14 protein-coding genes and 1 pseudogene are annotated in these 14,695 nt (G+C 54.4%); 6 read left to right on the top strand and 9 right to left on the bottom strand.

Going from position 1 to position 14,695, the window contains the following annotated elements; all coding sequences use genetic code 11:
* Positions 1 to 2,240, bottom strand: a pseudogene (gene katE / locus FN633_RS02170) (catalase HPII); the annotation flags it as partial.
* Between the two features lie 125 nt (positions 2,241 to 2,365).
* Between katE and cedA the strand changes: the two are divergent.
* On the top strand, positions 2,366 to 2,632 hold the full coding sequence (cedA, locus tag FN633_RS02165) for a cell division activator CedA (protein ID WP_072015309.1): 267 nt from the start codon (positions 2,366 to 2,368) through the stop codon (positions 2,630 to 2,632).
* A 54-nt stretch (positions 2,633 to 2,686) separates the two neighbouring features.
* Here cedA and FN633_RS02160 read toward each other — a convergent pair whose 3' ends face one another.
* The 3 genes from FN633_RS02160 to hxpB form a co-directional block, all read right to left on the bottom strand.
* Positions 2,687 to 4,078: an L-cystine transporter gene (locus FN633_RS02160; protein WP_154056579.1), complete on the bottom strand. Its 1,392-nt coding sequence runs from the start codon at positions 4,076 to 4,078 to the stop codon at positions 2,687 to 2,689.
* Between the two features lie 135 nt (positions 4,079 to 4,213).
* Complete coding sequence (locus FN633_RS02155; protein WP_042394875.1) at positions 4,214 to 4,804, bottom strand: metal-dependent hydrolase; 591 nt, start codon at positions 4,802 to 4,804, stop codon at positions 4,214 to 4,216.
* Between the two features lie 123 nt (positions 4,805 to 4,927).
* Positions 4,928 to 5,596, bottom strand: coding sequence for a hexitol phosphatase HxpB (gene hxpB, locus FN633_RS02150; RefSeq protein WP_154056578.1), 669 nt, complete (start codon positions 5,594 to 5,596; stop codon positions 4,928 to 4,930).
* A gap of 148 nt (positions 5,597 to 5,744) precedes the next feature.
* Between hxpB and FN633_RS02145 the strand changes: the two genes are divergently transcribed.
* Complete coding sequence (locus FN633_RS02145; RefSeq protein WP_154056577.1) at positions 5,745 to 6,281, top strand: YniB family protein; 537 nt, start codon at positions 5,745 to 5,747, stop codon at positions 6,279 to 6,281.
* A gap of 44 nt (positions 6,282 to 6,325) precedes the next feature.
* On the opposite strand, the gene FN633_RS02140 is transcribed toward FN633_RS02145, so the two are convergent.
* From FN633_RS02140 to pfkB, 3 genes are all read right to left on the bottom strand, one after another.
* The gene (locus FN633_RS02140; RefSeq protein ID WP_154056576.1) at positions 6,326 to 7,186 is read right to left on the bottom strand and encodes a fructosamine kinase family protein; all 861 of its coding nucleotides are present in this window, start codon (positions 7,184 to 7,186) and stop codon (positions 6,326 to 6,328) included.
* A gap of 103 nt (positions 7,187 to 7,289) precedes the next feature.
* On the bottom strand, positions 7,290 to 7,583 hold the full coding sequence (ghoS, locus tag FN633_RS02135) for a type V toxin-antitoxin system endoribonuclease antitoxin GhoS (protein WP_154056575.1): 294 nt from the start codon (positions 7,581 to 7,583) through the stop codon (positions 7,290 to 7,292).
* A gap of 44 nt (positions 7,584 to 7,627) precedes the next feature.
* On the bottom strand, positions 7,628 to 8,560 hold the full coding sequence (pfkB, locus tag FN633_RS02130) for a 6-phosphofructokinase II (protein WP_154056574.1): 933 nt from the start codon (positions 8,558 to 8,560) through the stop codon (positions 7,628 to 7,630).
* A gap of 291 nt (positions 8,561 to 8,851) precedes the next feature.
* Between pfkB and FN633_RS02125 the strand changes: the two genes are divergently transcribed.
* Positions 8,852 to 9,610, top strand: a complete 759-nt coding sequence (locus FN633_RS02125) for a DUF481 domain-containing protein (RefSeq protein ID WP_042394830.1) — start codon at positions 8,852 to 8,854, stop codon at positions 9,608 to 9,610.
* 261 nt (positions 9,611 to 9,871) lie between these two features.
* Complete coding sequence (locus FN633_RS02120; protein WP_042394828.1) at positions 9,872 to 10,105, top strand: YdgH/BhsA/McbA family protein; 234 nt, start codon at positions 9,872 to 9,874, stop codon at positions 10,103 to 10,105.
* 129 nt (positions 10,106 to 10,234) lie between these two features.
* Here the strand turns inward: FN633_RS02120 and FN633_RS02115 are convergent, their stop codons facing one another.
* On the bottom strand, positions 10,235 to 11,686 hold the full coding sequence (locus tag FN633_RS02115) for a flagellin N-terminal helical domain-containing protein (protein ID WP_154056573.1): 1,452 nt from the start codon (positions 11,684 to 11,686) through the stop codon (positions 10,235 to 10,237).
* A gap of 207 nt (positions 11,687 to 11,893) precedes the next feature.
* On the opposite strand from FN633_RS02115, the gene fumD reads away from it, so the two are divergent.
* A complete protein-coding gene (gene fumD, locus FN633_RS02110) occupies positions 11,894 to 12,115 on the top strand; it encodes a fumarate hydratase FumD (RefSeq protein WP_154058796.1) in 222 nt (73 codons plus the stop codon).
* A 31-nt stretch (positions 12,116 to 12,146) separates the two neighbouring features.
* Here fumD and ymcF read toward each other — a convergent pair whose 3' ends face one another.
* Positions 12,147 to 12,320, bottom strand: coding sequence for a cold shock small protein YmcF (ymcF, locus tag FN633_RS18665; RefSeq protein WP_481859729.1), 174 nt, complete (start codon positions 12,318 to 12,320; stop codon positions 12,147 to 12,149).
* 444 nt (positions 12,321 to 12,764) lie between these two features.
* On the opposite strand from ymcF, the gene thrS reads away from it, so the two are divergent.
* Complete coding sequence (gene thrS / locus FN633_RS02105; RefSeq protein WP_154056572.1) at positions 12,765 to 14,693, top strand: threonine--tRNA ligase; 1,929 nt, start codon at positions 12,765 to 12,767, stop codon at positions 14,691 to 14,693.
* Positions 14,694 to 14,695 lie beyond the last annotated feature (2 nt).

Below are 14,695 nucleotides of genomic sequence, written 5' to 3'. Positions count from 1 at the left end.
ATTTTACTGGCCCGGGACCAAACCCGGTGCTCAGCCAGCTGGGTCAGGAAATCATCGACAAAAGTGCCGGATGCGTTACCCGCTTCGACAATACCTGCTTCACCCTGATCGTCCACCTTCAGCGTCTGTTTGAACTGACGCGCATCGCCCGCCAGAGCAATCACCTTCAGGTGCTTATAGGCCTCCAGCAGGTAGTAGGCCGCGTCACCGTTGTTGAGTAGATTGCTCACGTCACCGCCGGGCACGATAACCGCATCCACGGTCACTGAGGGCGATCCGGCAAAGGTGCCCGCCACCGACAGGTTTGAACCATCGTCCGCCGTCACTTGGCCCATTCGCGAGTAGAGCAGTTTTGCATGCACGCCTTTTGCCCGCAGACCTTGCAGGATACTTAACAGCTCGCTGGCAACCACCTTATCGTTAAGCAGAATAGCAACCACGCGGCCCTTAACGCTGGCGTCCGGCTGAGCATAGAGGCTAAGCGACGGATCGCTTGCAATTCCGTTGACCTCTTTGGGCGGGGTGGCATTGAGTTGCTCATCCGTCAGGGAGATACCCAGATTTTTCGCGACCGACAGCGCCAGCATGGTATCAATACATGCTAGCTGGTCGACAACCCGCTCGCGAATATACTCGCGTACTACCTTGCTCAGTTCGAAGCTAAAGGCATCAATAATATGCTGCTGCTCGTGCGGGGTCTGGCTTTGCCAGAACAGGCGTGGATGGGCATAGTACTCACCAAACGACGGGCTGCGCTCGCGGATCTTGTTGCCCTCTATCCGCTCCTGATAAGACTCAAAGCCGCCGCGTTTCGGGCCGGGAGGCGTTTCTCGTGGCCAGTTATCGTTGATCGAATTCGGCTCGTAGTTCGCTGGATTGGTATCGATATCCATGCGGTGCATACCGTCCCGCTGGAAGTTGTGGTACGGGCAGGTCGGGCGGTTAATAGGGATTTCATGGAAGTTTGGCCCGCCCAGGCGGCTGATCTGCGTATCGGTATAGGAGAAGAGACGACCCTGCAACAGCGGATCGTTAGTAAAATCTAATCCAGGGACGATATGGCCCGGGTGAAACGCCGCCTGTTCGTTTTCGGCAAAGAAGTTATCCGGATTGCGATTCAGCACCATTTTGCCTATCCGCTGAACCGGCACCAGCGCCTCGGGGATCAGCTTGGTCGGGTCGAGCAGATCAAAATCAAACTTGAACTCGTCCTCCTCTGGGATCAGCTGCAGCCCCAGCTCGTACTCGGGGAAATCGCCTGCTTCAATGGCCTCCCACAGATCGCGGCGATGAAAATCGGGGTCGCGGCCGGTGAGCTTCTGCGACTCATCCCACACCAGCGAGGCTTTACCCGCCACCGGTTTCCAGTGGAAGCGGACAAAGGTTCCTTTGCCTGCAGCGTTAACCAGGCGGAAGGTGTGGATGCCGAAGCCTTCCATGGTACGGTAGCTGCGGGGAATACCGCGATCGGACATGGCCCACATAACGTTGTGCAGGGTCTCTGGCTGTAGCGAGACGTAGTCCCAGAAGGTGTCATGGGCGCTCTGACCCTGTGGGATGGCCCAGTGCGGCTCTGGCTTCACCGCATGGACGAAGTCTGGAAACTTATGTGCATCCTGAATAAAAAATACCGGCGTATTGTTGCCGACCAGATCGAAGATCCCCTCTTCGGTATAGAATTTGGTGGCGAAACCGCGAATATCACGCACGGTATCTGCCGAACCCGCGCCGCCCTGCACCGTAGAGAAGCGGACAAAGACCGGGGTGATCTTCTCAGGGTCGCTGAGGAAATCCGCTTTGGTAATATCCTTCAGGCTCTTGTAGGGCTGAAAGTAGCCGTGGGCCGCCGAGCCGCGAGCGTGGACGATACGCTCTGGAATGCGCTCGTGGTCAAAGTGGGTGATCTTCTCCCGCAGGATAAAATCCTCCAGCAGCGTCGGGCCGCGATTGCCCGCGCGTAAGGAGTTTTGATCGTCGCTGATGCGTACGCCCTGGTTGGTGGTCAGGGGAAAATCTTCGCTACCTTTACGGAAGGTCTCCAGCGCGGTGAGCTTCTCGTTATGCGTATCGGGGGCCTTAAGGCTGCCGGGGGCGGTTGGCTGCTCGCCTGGCGGGGTAGGACGGGGATCGGAGCGGTGGGAGTTATCGTCGGGAGCCAGGGAGTCAAGGCCTGGCCGGGATTAGCTGGGATCGTGTACCGGGGATTGATGGCCGTGGGGGTTTTTCTCATTATGCGACATTGTGCTCGTCTCCTGTTTTCATTGCTGAAAGGGTGGCCGATGTGAAGTCAAAACCCTTATAACTATAGAGCAACCCCGTGTTTTTACCGTGAGATCGGCTATCATAGTGGCTGCCCGTATCTGCAATCTGTTTTAGTGAACCTGCGCTTATGAAATCGTTTCGTCAACAGAACCGCCCTGTTATCAGCTATGTCCCCCGCGTGGAGCCTGCGCCGCCCGATCACGCCAATAAGGTGGAGGGGTTTCGTGATGTCTGGCTGCTGCGTGGCAAGTATGTGGCGTTTGTGCTGATGGGAGAGCATTTCCGTCGGTCGCCGACGTTTAGCATGCCGGAGGCAGCCCAGCGTTGGGCAGAGCAGATGCGTCAGGAAGGGGAGATTGACGAGGCGTAGCGTTGGCCTCAAGAGAAAAATGCCCGGCAGCGAAGGCCGCCGGGCGCAGGAGTTTTAACGATGCGCCAGTTCGGCACTCTCTTCGCTATTCAACACCGCTTTATCGGTCTGCTTCAGCCACTGGCTGGTGAGCGTTCCGGCAGTCATTGATCCACTAACGTTCAGCGCGGTACGACCCATATCGATTAGCGGCTCTACGGAGATCAGCAGCGCCACCAGGGTGACCGGCAGGCCCATTGCTGGCAGAACAATCAACGCTGCGAAGGTGGCACCGCCGCCCACACCTGCTACGCCAGCCGAGCTGATGGTGACCATGCCTACCAGCGTCGCGATCCACAGCGGATCCAGCGGGTTAATGCCCACCGTTGGGGCAACCATCACCGCCAGCATGGCCGGGTAGAGACCGGCACAGCCGTTCTGGCCGATAGTGGCACCGAAGGAGGCTGAGAAGCTGGCGATAGACTCCGGCACGCCCAGACGGCGGGTCTGCGCTTCCACGTTCAGCGGAATAGAGGCTGCGCTGGAGCGGCTGGTGAAGGCAAAGGTCAGCACTGGCCAGACTTTACGGAAGTATTTCAGTGGGCTCACGCCGTTGACTGCCAGCAGGATCGCGTGCACCACAAACATGATCCCCAGGCCCAGGTAGGAGGCGACCACAAAGCTGCCGAGCTTAATAATGTCTTGCAGGTTGGAGCCTGCCACGACTTTGGTCATCAGCGCCAGCACGCCGTACGGCGTCAGCTGCATCACCAGACGTACCAGCTTCATCACCCAGCTCTGCAGGGTATCGATGGCGGTTAGCACGCGCTGGCCTTTCGGCGCATCGTCCTTCAGCAGCTTCAGTGCAGCCACGCCGAGGAAGGCGGCAAAAATCACCACGCTGATGATGGAGGTCGGGTTAGCCCCGGTCAGATCGGCAAACGGGTTTTTCGGGACGAAGGAGAGCAGCAGCTGCGGCACGCTCAGATCGGCGACCTTGCCCGCGTAGTTGCTTTGAATGGCGTTCAGGCGCGCGGTCTCTGCCGTACCCTGTACCAGCCCTTCGGCGGTGAGACCAAACAGGTTCGTCACCAGCACCCCGACCAGCGCTGCGATCAGCGTGGTAAACAGCAGCGTACCGATGGTTAATACGCTGATTTTACCCAGCTGGGAGGCGTTATGCAGACGGGCCACCGCGCTAAGAATAGAGGCGAATACCAGCGGCATGACGATCATCTGCAGCAGTTGGACATAGCCGTTACCGACCACGTTAAACCACTGGATGGAATCTTTCAGTACCTGGCTGTCCGCACCATAAATGGCTTGCAGCACCAGCCCAAACACTACGCCGATCGCCAGACCGACCAGCACTTTCTTTGCCAGACTCCACTGCTTGTGACGCGTCTGCGCCAGCACAAATAGCAATACTACGAACACCACGATGTTCGCAATTAAAGGGAAATTCATTTCAGATCTCCTGAACGGTTTTTTTATCAGGCGGCGCGTGCATGCCGCCCTGTTGCCGCCAAGGTTAGCAGAAGTGTGATTTAGGTCTTATATCCAAATGGAATGGGTTATAAGGAAATGGTTGAATTCGTCTGGTTAATGACCGGATTGCTGATTTATAAAGCGAGTGAACTCGCCTTGCACGGTATTGATAACCTGAGAAGACCAGCGCACGGCGCTGTTATCGGGTACGCTCTGCGGCATCCAGACGGCATAGGTAAAGAGCACCATGCAGAGCACGCGCTCAAGCTGGTTACCGCGCTGCGGCCTAAGAATAGGCAGGCGGAAACGCCAGCGGCACGGCCAGAGCAGCGGGACGCCAGCAGGGGTCAGCATATCTGCCAGAATATGGCTCAGGTAGCCCAGCACCATACCCTGCAAAACATCGGCAGGGATAAACCAGCTATCAGGCACCTTGAGATAGAAAAGCGTCACGGCGATAAACACTGCCAGTAAGCTATGGGTAAAGCCGCGATGACCAAAGGCCCGGGCGATCGGTTTCGAGATCCATTTCAGGCGCTGACCAAGAAATGATTTCGGATGATCGATATCTGGCAGCAGGCAGGTGACAATGGCTGAGGGAATGATATGCCACCAGTCCCCTTGTGCAAGCACAGGGGTAAGCTCGGCGTTTTTGGCAAACACCGCGCAGGCAATGGAAAAAAGGAGGTGTCCTTCCGCCGTCATGATCATACTCACTCAACTGTCGAAGTATACAGTATAGGGTTTTTGTACAGTAGGCGGAAGAGGTGACGGTGTAACACTTTGTCACCGTTTTACATTTTTTTTCTCAGGCAGGCAAAATGCGCGCTATCCGCGCAAATCTTGCTCGGTGAGCTGGGCGAGCGACTCCAGCTTGACGTTAGCCAACGCGTAGCGCGGATCGTGACGATTCTCCTCCGCAGGCACGACGATGGCGCGCATCCGGGCCGCTTTTGCCGCAATCATCCCGTTTACCGAGTCCTCCAGCGCTACACAGGAGAGGGGATCGACCCCAAGCTTTGCCGCGCAGTCGAGGTAAACCTGCGGGTGGGGCTTACTGTAGGGAAGCGTCTGCGCCGAGGCGAGGGCATCAAAGTAGTCGCTCAGCTCGAAAAGGGAGAGCACTTTCTCCAGCATATAGAGCGGCGAGGCCGACGCCAGGCCGACTTTTAATCCTGTAGCTTTACAGAGCGCCAGCGCCTCAAGCACGCCGGGCAGCAACGGGCGTTGCTCATCGACCAGGGAGATAGCGCGCTGGATGATCCTATTTGTTACTTCCTCTTTTCCCGGCCCGCTCCAGGGCTGCATGGCGTACCAAAGATCGACCACCATATCGATACGCAGGCCCAGGGTATCGGGCATCTCATGGCGACGGGTAATATCGACGCCAAGGCTGGATATCACCTCCAGCTCGGCCCGGTCCCAAAGCGGCTCGGAGTCGATAAGCAAGCCATCCATATCAAAAATAGCGGCGAGGATCTGACGCGGGGTTGACATAACAACCTCTCCTTGTGAGTGGAATAAATAGACAGATGAACGTTCATTATGGCTGTTGCACGAGGATAACGCTTTTAAAGGCGGGCGAAAATCCCGTTCAGAAGGTAGACTTAACCAGCAAATGGAACGTCTTAAACAAGGGGAATTCATGACGTATCAACAAGCTGGACGCATTGCCGTGCTCAAGCGCGTTTTGGGATGGGTGATTTTTATCCCGGCGGTGGTTTCCACCCTGATTTCCGTATTTAAATTTATGTACGATCACAGCGAGAAGCAGCCGGGGATCAACGCCGTACTGCTGGATTTCGCCCATGTCATGATTGAGATGATGCGTTTCAATACGCCGTTTCTCAATGTTTTCTGGTACAACTCGCCGACGCCGGATTTTCACCACAAGCTGAATATTGGCTTTTGGGTAATTTACGCCCTGATTTTTGTCGGCCTGGCGCTCCAGGCTTCCGGGGCGCGCATGAGCCGCCAGACCCGCTTCCTGCGTGAGGGCGTTGAGGATCAGCTCATTCTTGAGAAGGCAAAGGGGGCGGACGGGTTAACCCGCGAGCAGATCGAATCGCGTATCGTCGTACCGCGCCATACCATCTTCCTGCAAATCTTCCCGCTCTACGTGCTGCCGGTGATTGTCATCATTGCTGGCTACTTCTTCTTTACCCTGCTCGGGTTTATGTAGCCGGGAGGCCGACGTGGGCCGTACAGATGAGTTGGCCGCGCCGATTACGCGGCCAGTATTCTGTCCAGCGCCTGCTGGGCCGTCACCAGGTGCTGCCCACCAAAGAGGATCGCCCGATTAAACAGCGTATAGAGCTGGTAGATCGGCTGACGCTCCAGGAAGTCGTTCGGCAGGGGCAGCACAGACTGATAGCCATCATAGATCTGCGGCGGCTGCTCAGGATGCAGCGGCAGCATCGCCAGATCGCACTCTCTGTCTCCCCAATAGCAGGCTGGGTCAAAAATGTAGGGGCCGTTCGGGCCCAGCGCACAGTTATTTGACCAGAGGTCGCCATGCAGCAGAGAGGGCTGCGGCTGGTGGGTGGCGAGGCGCAGCTGAACATGTTCGACGATGGCATCGATATTGCCAAAGGCGAGACCTTTCTCTGCCGCCAGCTCAAGCTGCCAGCCGATACGCTGCTCCGCGAAAAAGGTCGACCAGCGGCGCTGCCAGGCGTTCGGCTGCGGCGTGGTTGAGAGATCGTTGTCGAAGTCGAGGCCGAACTGCGGCTGCTCGCTCCACTGGTGCAGCCGGGCCAGCTGCTGGCCGAGCAGAAAGGCATTGTGCGCATCCAGCGGGCGGGCAGGGAGGTAGGCCATGATCAGAAAGCTGTAATCGCGATCGCTGCCTACCGCCGCTACCTCCGGGACGCTAACCGTGTGGCTGCGCGCCAGAAGCTCAAGCTGATCCGCTTCGGCGGTGAAGATAGGCAGCATCTCGCGTTCATCACACTTCACGAACAGATCGCGACCACCGAAGCGGATGTGCCATGCGGCATGGATCTCTCCACCCGGCAGTTCATTGCGCAGCTCAATTTCGCCTTCACCAAGCTGCTCGTTTAATAGACGACTCACCGCTTGCCACATGCTCTCTCTCCCCTGCAATCTGCCAGATTAAAGGTTAGCGCGCTAACGCAGCATAAAATACGATTCTGCGCACAGCCTGCAAGCCAGGCGAGCGCGATCGCACTTATTGCTGCTGCGTCTTTAACCAGTTCTCCCAGGTCATCACGTCAATCTCAGGTTGTTGATCGATGGCGCTTTCCGCCAGCGCTAACGCCTGCTCCTTAATATCATCTTCATTCAGCGGGCTGACCAGGCCGAACGTATTGGTTCCCAGTTCATGAACCTTGCCATCGTCATCGCTCAGGGTCAGTAGATACCCTGCAAGCGTGAAGGTGTTATTAAGCTCGTTGATTTCGGTCAAACTATGCTCGTGAAACTTTACCGTTATTACGTAGCGAGTGATATCCCCACTGGCCATAGCTCACCTCATTGTTATCGTACTTTTTTCAGCTTAGACGATTATCATTTTTGGCAAAGATAATCATATATTTTTTGTGTGTCTTCTTGCGAACAGAGGCGCGTACCGTGGTTGATCGTCGCGGCGCTGCCAGCGGCCACGCCGAAGCGCACCATATCCTCCAGCGAGGCATTTTCCGCCAGCTTCAGCGTCATCGCCCCGACCATACTGTCACCTGCACCCACCGTACTCTGGCTTTTAACCGGGGGAGGAACGACCTGCACGCACTGCTGCTCATCTACGCCCAGTGCCCCCTGTGGACCGAGGGAAACCACCACACGCTTTGCCTTGCCGCTGTTGACCAGCTCCTCGGCGGCCTTGCGGACGTCGTCAGGCTGAGTGAGATCCCGGTTGACCAGCGCGGCCAGCTCTTTCTGGTTAGGCTTCACCAGTTCAATGCCACCAATCTCCAGCGCAGCGGCCAGGGCGTCACCGGAGCTGTCAATGATGCAGCGAATACCGTTGTTCTGCGCCGCCTTAATAAGCTGGCTCATCTTTTCTACCGGGACGCCTGGCGGCAGGCTGCCGCTGATCACCAGCAGCGATCCCTTCTCTATAGTCAGCACCTGCTCTTCAAGCTGGCGGAACTCATCGTCGCTTAGCGCAGCGCCGGGCATGACAAAGCGGTACTGCTCACCGCTGGATTCAACGTGCACGTGCAGGTTCTGCCGCGTCCAGTCATGGGTCGCCACCTGGAGTGTGGTGACTCTTTCATCGGCCAGTAGGTTGGCAAGATGTTCTCCCGTCGCGCCGCCTGCGGGGAAGATGGCCGTGGCGCGTCCACCGAGATGCACGATAGCCCGCGCCACGTTAATGCCGCCGCCGCCGGGTTCAAACACCGGCGCGGTGCAGCGTAGCTTGCCTTCGGGATAGATCTGGGGAGTCAGCGTCGCGCTGTCCAGCGACGGGGCCAGGGTCAGAGTATAGACTGCGGTCATTTTCATCTCCTTTCGCATGGTTGCCCTAAGCCTGGCACTGAATCGCGGGAAGGGAAAGTAAATAACAGCATGATTTTCCGAATAAATACGCATCAATGTCAAAGAAAGGCATTATACGTTTATCGGCCGTTTGAGAGCGCTCTTATTCAAAAAACGAAAAAAGAATACATTGCTATGTTATTTGAGCCTTTTTATAATTTGTTACCTTTCTTCAGATTGCTAAACATTGATCCTGAAGGAAGTTTCCAGGACCGTAGGTCCTCTTTTTTTTGCTGTACGGACTCTTTATAAATGAAGCTTTTGAAGACAGTACCCGCTGTTGTTATCCTGGCGGGAGGCGTGCTTGCGTCAATCAATGCTGCCGCAGATGATACCGTTTTTACTGTCATGGACGATCCCTCCTCAGCACAGAAACCCTTCGAAGGTAATGTGAATGCAGGCTACCTGAACCAATCAGGTAATACGAAAAGTTCCTCCCTGACCGCTGACTCAACGCTGACCTGGTACGGCAACACGACCGCATGGTCACTCTGGGGAAACGCCAGCAATACCTCTTCTAACGATGAGCGCTCTTCAGAAAAGTATGCAGTGGGTGGCCGTGCGCGTTATAACGTGACCGACGCTGACTATATTTTTGGTCAGGCAAGCTGGCTTACCGACCGCTACAACGGCTATCGCCAACGTGATATTCTGACCGCCGGTTACGGTCGTCAGTTCCTGAATGGCCCGGTGCACAGCCTGCGTTTTGAATTCGGTCCGGGTGTGCGCTATGACGAGTACACCGACGGCGACAGCGAAACCCAGCCGCTGGGCTATGCTTCCGGCGCGTATACCTGGCAGTTCACCGATAACGCCAAATTTACCCAAGGCGTATCGGTATTCGGCGCAGACGATACAACGTTAAACTCCGAGACCGCGCTTAACGTGGCGATCAACGAGCACTTTGGGCTGAAGGTAGCCTACAACGTGACGTGGAACTCTGAGCCACCGGCGTCCGCGCCGGAGCACACCGATCGCCGCACCGTCGTTTCGCTGGGCTATAAAATGTAATTGATTTTGGGCCGGTTATTCCGGCCCGCTTCAGTATTCACATTTCGTGCTATTAAACTCTGCAACAACGTTTTATTTCCCCGAGAAAAGCGTTTCTCCTTTTTCTCTCCATAATTTCATCTTCCGCAACACCTTCAATTTATTTGACACTTTTTGATAAATAAACTGACTAGGAAAAAGTGTGATCTAGATCTACACTTTACGCATAGGCAAAAACAAGCCTTTGCTGTCATGTATTAATTCAAATAGAGAAGAAACATCATGAAAACAATCAAAACACTCGCCGCCGCCACGGTGCTTTCCGCACTCTCTTTTGGCGCATTCGCGGCTCAGCCAAGCTATAACACTGCCAGTCAAACCACCTACCCAAGCGCTACGTTCAGCGTCACGGATACTGAAGCCGGCTCGAATATTCAGCCCGGCTCTCAAAATACCGGACGTTCCACGGATGATGCTTTCAATGCCAAGACCCTTGTTGCTGGCGAATGGTATTAATGTTGTTGGCCTTTATTATATCGAGCTATTCTACCTCCAGGCATCTGCCTGATTAAGCAAAAAACCGGAGCATGCTGTCCCGGTTTTTTTATATCTGTCATTCTGTGTAAACTTTTCTAATTAACGTATTTACCCACGTAATAACGAAAGCAGATTTTCAGGTGTCTGGTTCGCTATTTTCAGCACCGCATTTTGGCTCTCCTGCAAAATTTGCGCTTTGAGCATTTTGCTGGTTTCCAGTGCATAATCAGCATCCTGGATACGGCTCTGGGCGGATTGCGTCGCGATCTTCTGCTGGGCCAGCACCGACTTGCTGGATTCGAAGCGGTTGATTGCCGCGCCATACTGCGCGCGGTAACCGTCTACTTTAGCCAGCGCATTGTCGAGCTTACCCATCGCCGAGCGAGCCGACTGGACGGTATCCAGCCGGGCGTCATTGATACCGAGCGTTTTGGTATCCGCAGGGGTGGGCTCCAGGGTCGTTGAGCGAATTTCATCGCCAAAGTTGGCGCTGGTAACCACCTGATAAGGGATACTCTTTTTCGGTGGAGTGGCAGGCTGGGCGGTCGGTGCCTCCAGGTTTCCCCACGTGAGCTTGCTGGTGAATGAGCCGTTGCCGACGACAACGACGATCAAATCTTCATTCACATTGTCGATAGTGACCCGTTCCTGCAGGTTTGCACCATTATTACCGTCGTTAAAGCCGCCGGTAGTGCTGTCCTCATAACGATCGCCATCGCCGCTGTAGGTGATGTTCATACCGTTATAGTTTAGGGAGGCACCGCCATTAATATCCCATGCCGCGCCACCCTCAATCAGTTGAGAGTCATCATAGGTGGCACCGCTCTGGAAACCATTGGCCTGCGAGAGCAGGCGCGTATTTGCGCTGGCGGTGTCGGTGATGCTGTTGCTCACCCAGGTATAATCCGGATCGCTGCCGTTAATTGGCGTGCCTGCCAGATGTTTACCGTCGCGGGTAAAAAGCTGAATATCATCATCCGCACCAAGAGAGTTGATGGTAATGGCGATATTGGTCGAACCTGCCGGAATATAGGCTAGCGGAATGACGCCCGAGGTGAAGGAGTAATCCTTGTTTGCCACCGGGAACTTGGTATTTACCGGCGCAACGTTGCCCAGCAGCGCTGGCGGCAGCTCAGGGTTTTGGGTGGCCAGTGGATAAAGGCCAAAGATCTCGGTACCTTCAGAGATACTGTCGATCCCGGCGAGAATGCTGGCGAATTCGTTTTGAATACTGGCGCGATCGCTCTCTGAGAGCGAGTCGTTGACCGACTGAATAGCCAGACCCTTGGCTCGAATCAGCATAGAGCTTATCGAACCGAGGCTGCTCTCTGCGGTTTGCGCGAGGCTGATGGCGTCATCAAGCCCCCGGGAAACCACGGTATCAGCGTTTATGTTTGCGCCCATCCGGTTGGCAATAGCAAGACCTGCGGCATCATCCTTGGCACCATTAATCCGTAGTCCAGACGAGAGCCGTTCGATCGATTGCTGAAGGATCGAAGAGGTTCCCGGCCGGGCTTTCAGATTGAGGCCTGCAATACCGTTATGATTTATCGATTGCATGTGTCGTGTCGCGATGCTGTTTGCCCAATGTAGGCTATATCATCGGCAAAATTTGGCTTAACTTTACACCAATACGACTTACAAAAACGGTAGCATCGGACTTGCAGCCGCCTAAATATCGGTAGAGTGCGCCTGATCGCTTGACGTTTGCAGGGTTTTTCTATGTGCTATGCCTTTAAATTCAGCAACAAACAGAGAGAGGGCACCATGGGGAATCAGGCAAAAGAGAGCGATCTGTATGATGAGATGTGCCGCGTGGTGGGGAAAGTTGTGCTGGAGATGCGCGATTTAGGCCAGGAGCCAAAGCATATTGTTATTGCCGGCGTGCTGCGTACTGCTCTGGCTAACCAGCGGGTTAAACGTAGCGATCTGACGCGTCAGGCAATGGAGACGGTCATTAATGCGCTTGTTCCCGAGGGTAAAGCCTGAACAGCGAAAAGGCCTCTTGCGAAGCCTTTAATTAACCTGTCACTTTATTTATTATCCTGGTTGCGGGAATGCACATCGATGCGGTAAGGCGTTCCCCACAGGTTGCACATATTGCGCCGTGTGGAAGCTTTTTTTCAGCGTTGTGCATACAAAACCGAAACCTAAAACCATTGCAGACGGGACACTGAAATTTGAGGTTTGGAATAACCCCTCCAGTCCGTTGAGTGGAAATGCTACCCTAGCACGTCTATTTGCGTACCAGGGATATATCGTCACATTAACAACGCTTTTTTTGTCAACATTTCCTCTAAGCCAGTTTTAATGCCTTTAGCTGCCTTTATTAATTTTATTGCTAAGGCTTTTCACTGTTTAATTTTACACAATTATGACAAACCGCCGGGCTGCCCATGGTGAATTAGGCTTATCGGGCCGGTTCCACTAATAGAATGCAACGCTAGCCTTTTAACTCACTGATTAGACGTGTAGTATCAGGGGTGAGCTTATCAACAGCCGAGCAGGGTGCAGCCTGTTTTCTGTACAAGTTTGTCAGAGTGAAGACGAAACCTGCTTTAAGCCGTTGATAATAATTTGAAAATAGTTTTGTATGTGACCTTTCGTGTGGGTCACCACTGCAAATTAAGGATCCTACATGCCTGTAATTACCCTTCCTGACGGCAGCCAACGCCAGTTTGATCGCCCCGTTAGTCCAATGGATGTTGCCCTTGATATCGGCCCTGGCCTGGCGAAAGCCTGCATCGCCGGTCGCGTTAACGGCGAGCTGGTGGATGCCAGCGATCTTATCGAAAACGATGCGCAGCTGGCGATTATTACCGCCAAAGATGAGGATGGTCTGGAAATTATCCGCCACTCCTGTGCGCACCTGTTAGGTCATGCCATCAAACAGCTGTGGCCCCATGCCAAAATGGCCATCGGTCCAGTTGTTGATAACGGCTTCTACTACGATATCGATCTTGACCATACGCTGACCCAGGAAGATATCGACGCGCTCGAAAAACGTATGCACGAGCTCGCCGAAACGAACTACAACGTCATCAAGAAAAAGGTAAGCTGGCACGAAGCGCGTGAAACCTTCGTTGCGCGTGGCGAAAGCTATAAAGTTACCATTCTTGATGAAAATATCGCCCATGATGACAAGCCTGGCCTGTATCATCATGAAGAGTACATCGACATGTGCCGCGGTCCGCACGTGCCGAACATGCGCTTCTGCCATCACTTCAAACTAATGAAAATTGCAGGGGCCTACTGGCGCGGCGACAGCAACAACAAGATGCTGCAGCGTATCTACGGCACGGCGTGGGCAGATAAAAAAGCGCTTAGCGCCTATCTGCAGCGTCTGGAAGAGGCCGCGAAACGCGACCACCGTAAAATTGGTAAGCAGCTCGACCTGTATCACATGCAGGAAGAGGCACCGGGCATGGTTTTCTGGCATAATGATGGCTGGACTATCTTCCGTGAGCTGGAGACGTTTGTTCGCTCCAAGCTGAAAGCGTACCAGTATCAGGAAGTAAAAGGCCCGTTCATGATGGACCGTGTGCTGTGGGAAAAAACCGGCCACTGGGACAACTACAAAGATGCCATGTTCACCACCTCGTCTGAGAACCGTGAGTACTGCATCAAACCCATGAACTGCCCTGGCCACGTGCAAATTTTTAATCAGGGTCTAAAATCGTACCGCGACCTGCCATTACGTATGGCAGAGTTCGGTAGCTGCCACCGTAACGAGCCGTCGGGCGCGTTGCATGGCCTGATGCGCGTACGCGGGTTCACGCAGGATGACGCCCACATCTTCTGTACAGAAGAGCAGGTGCGTGATGAAGTGAACGCCTGTATTCGTATGGTCTACGATATGTACAGCACCTTTGGCTTCGAGAAGATCGTCGTCAAACTCTCCACTCGTCCGGAAAAGCGTATCGGCAGCGACGAGATGTGGGATCGTGCTGAGGCGGATTTAGCAGTCGCGCTGGAAGAGAACAACATCCCGTTTGAGTATCAGCTGGGTGAAGGCGCGTTCTACGGTCCGAAAATTGAATTTACGCTGTATGACTGCCTCGATCGTGCATGGCAGTGCGGAACGGTGCAGCTGGACTTCTCTCTGCCGTCTCGTTTGAGCGCCTCCTATGTAGGCGAAAACAACGAGCGTCAGGTGCCAGTGATGATTCACCGCGCCATTCTTGGGTCTCTGGAGCGCTTTATCGGCATCCTGACCGAAGAGTTTGCGGGCTTCTTCCCCACCTGGCTTGCGCCGGTGCAGGTAGTTGTGATGAACATTACCGATTCTCAGGCCGATTACGTTAACGAATTGACGCAGAAACTACAAAATGCGGGCATTCGTGTAAAAGCGGACTTGAGAAACGAGAAGATAGGCTTTAAAATCCGCGAGCACACTTTACGTCGTGTCCCTTATATGCTGGTTTGTGGTGACAAAGAGGTTGAGGCCGGCAAAGTAGCCGTGCGTACCCGTCGTGGTAAAGACTTGGGTAGCCTGGACGTAAATGACGTTATCGAGAAGCTGCAACAAGAGATTCGCAGCCGCAGTCTTCAACAACTGGAGGAATAAGG

Origin of the sequence: Pseudescherichia vulneris, assembly GCF_902164725.1 — a bacterium.
Lineage (GTDB): Bacteria > Pseudomonadota > Gammaproteobacteria > Enterobacterales > Enterobacteriaceae > Pseudescherichia > Pseudescherichia vulneris.
Note: the sequence above shows the minus strand (reverse complement) of the source record. Positions and strands in the feature narration are given on the sequence as shown.